The 3,014-nt window shown below is 50.9% G+C and carries 1 rRNA gene; it reads left to right on the forward strand.

Going from position 1 to position 3,014, the window contains the following annotated elements:
• Positions 1-174: 174 nt before the first annotated feature.
• Positions 175-3,014: ribosomal RNA gene (locus KQI71_RS12160) — 23S ribosomal RNA — on the forward strand; the annotation flags it as partial.

A 3,014-nucleotide genomic window follows, 5' to 3' on the forward strand; every position in this document is an offset into this window, starting at 1 on the left:
TTGTACCTTGAAAACTTCATACAAGATTTAAGATAGAATTCATTTTCAGAGATGAAAATGAGTCAAGACATCAAATTTCATCGTAAGAGATAGAAAGAAAACACATGACCCGCTGATGTAACGCTATACATCAGTGAGGAAAAGAGAATCAAATGATTCGATCGTTCCTACTACGGTTAAAGTAGTAAGGGCGCAGGGTGGATGCCTTGGCACTAAGAGCCGATGAAAGACGTGATAAGCTGCGAAAAGCTTCGGGGAGGAGCACATATCCAATGATCCGGAGATATCTGAATGGGGAAACCCGGCAGAGGAAACCTCTGTCAGCATGTAGTGAATTCATAGCTGCATGTGGGGAACCCGGGGAACTGAAACATCTAAGTACCCGGAGGAAGAGAAAGAAACATCGATTTCCAAAGTAGCGGCGAGCGAAATGGAAGGAGCCCAAACCATGGTGCGTGCACCGTGGGGTTCGGACTGCGATATGGCAGGTGTAAGATAGAAGAAGGGTCTGGGAAGTCCCGCCAGAGAGGGTGAAAGCCCCGTATTCGAAATTCCAAGCCGCCTAGCAGGATCCAGAGTAGGACGAGACACGAGAAACCTTGTCTGAAAGAGCGGGGACCACCCCGTAAGGCTAAATACTTCTTAGTGACCGATAGCGCATAGTACTGTGAAGGAAAGGTGAAAAGTACCCCGGGAGGGGAGTGAAAGAGAACCTGAAACCCTGTGTCTACAAGCTGTGGAACCTCAATATTGGAGGGACTGCGTACTTTTTGTAGAACGGTCCGGCGAGTTACCCCGGCCGGCGAGGTTAAGGACTTAAGGTCTGGAGCCGAAGTGAAAGCGAGCGTTAAGAGCGCGTATAGTCAGCCAGGGTAGACCCGAAACCGGGTGACCTATCCATGTCCAGGTTGAAGCTTCCGTAAGAGGAAGTGGAGGACCGAACCCACATCCGTTGAAAAGGGTGGGGATGAGGTGTGGATAGCGGAGAAATTCCAATCGAACCCGGAGATAGCTGGTTCTCCTCGAAATAGCTTTAGGGCTAGCCTCAGTTTAGTCTCGCGGAGGTAGAGCACTGAATTGCCTAGGGGGCGTCAAAGCTTACCAAAGCATATCAAACTCCGAATGCCGTGGAGATGATGACTGGGAGTCAGACCATACGAGATAAGTTGGATGGTCAAAAGGGAAAGAGCCCAGACCTACAGCTAAGGTCCCAAAGTGCGTGTTAAGTGGAAAAGGATGTGGGGATTCGAAGACAACTAGGACGTTGGCTCAGAAGCAGCCATTCATTGAAAGAGTGCGTAATAGCTCACTAGTCGAGAGTCCCTGCGCCGAAAATGTCCGGGGCTAAAACACGACACCGAAGCTTAGGAATGTGAAAACATTGGTAGAGGAGCATTGTTAACGGGATGAAGCCATACCGGAAGGAGTGGTGGACTGTTAAGAAGAGAGAATGCCGGAATGAGTAGCGAGATGAAGGTGAGAATCCTTCAGGCCGAATATCTAAGGTTTCCAGAGTAAAGCTGATCTGCTCTGGGTAAGTCGGGACCTAAGGCAAGGTCGAGAGACGTAGTCGATGGATAACAGGTTGAAATTCCTGTACCGCATAGAAACAGAACTGTGGGGACACAGACAGGGAATGGAATCCAGGAATGGGATCCTGGAGCAAGCGAAGTAGGAGTGCTGTTGGCAAATCCGCAGCATAATCTAAAGGCGTGATGCGTACCGAACATAAGTAGGGAAGTCCAGGCCCCTGGCTGTCAAGAAAAGCCGCTATTGTTTTCTATGTGCCCGTACCGTAAACCGACACAGGTGGATGAGGAGAGAATCCTAAGGCCGACGGGAGAAGTGTTGTTAAGGAACTCGGCAAAATGACTCCGTAACTTCGGGAGAAGGAGTGCCTGGTGACAGGCCGCAGAGAAATGGCCCAAGCAACTGTTTAGCAAAAACACAGGTCTATGCAAAACCGAAAGGTGAAGTATATGGGCTGACGCCTGCCCGGTGCTGGAAGGTTAAGGGGAGAGGTTAGACGTAAGTCGAAGCTTTGAACTTAAGCCCCAGTAAACGGCGGCCGTAACTATAACGGTCCTAAGGTAGCGAAATTCCTTGTCGGGTAAGTTCCGACCCGCACGAAAGGCGTAATGATTTGGGCACTGTCTCAACAACACACCCGGTGAAATTGAACTACCAGTGAAGATGCTGGTTACCTGCGCCAGGACGGAAAGACCCCATGGAGCTTTACTCCAGTTTGATACTGGGATTCGGCATGGCATGTACAGGATAGGTGGGAGACTGAGAAGATATGGCGTCAGCTGTATCAGAGTCGCTGTTGGGATACCACCCTTGCTATGTTGGATTTCTAACCATCAGCCGTGATCCGGCTGGGGGACAATGTCAGGCGGGGAGTTTGACTGGGGCGGTCGCCTCCGAAAGGGTATCGGAGGCGCTCAAAGGTTCCCTCAGAATGGTCGGAAACCATTCGAAGAGTGCAAAGGCAGAAGGGAGCTTGACTGTGACACCGACGGGTGGAGCAGGTACGAAAGTAGGACTTAGTGATCCGGTGGTATAAAGTGGGATTGCCATCGCTCAACGGATAAAAGCTACCCTGGGGATAACAGGCTTATCACTCCCAAGAGTTCACATCGACGGAGTGGTTTGGCACCTCGATGTCGGCTCATCGCATCCTGGAGCTGTAGCAGGTTCCAAGGGTTGGGCTGTTCGCCCATTAAAGCGGTACGCGAGCTGGGTTCAGAACGTCGTGAGACAGTTCGGTCCCTATCCGGCGCAGGCGGAGGAAATTTGATAGGAGCTGTCCTTAGTACGAGAGGACCGGGATGGACGGACCGCTGGTGTATCTGTTGTACTGCCAAGTGCATGGCAGAGTAGCCAAGTCTGGAAGGGATAAACGCTGAAGGCATCTAAGCGTGAAGCCCCCCTAAAGATAAGATTTCCCATACCGTAAGGTAGTAAGACCCCTTGAAGACGACGAGGTAGATAGGGCAGAGGTGGAAGTGCGG

It is taken from the genome of Anaerostipes sp. MSJ-23 (genome assembly GCF_018918155.1).
GTDB lineage: Bacteria > Bacillota > Clostridia > Lachnospirales > Lachnospiraceae > Anaerostipes.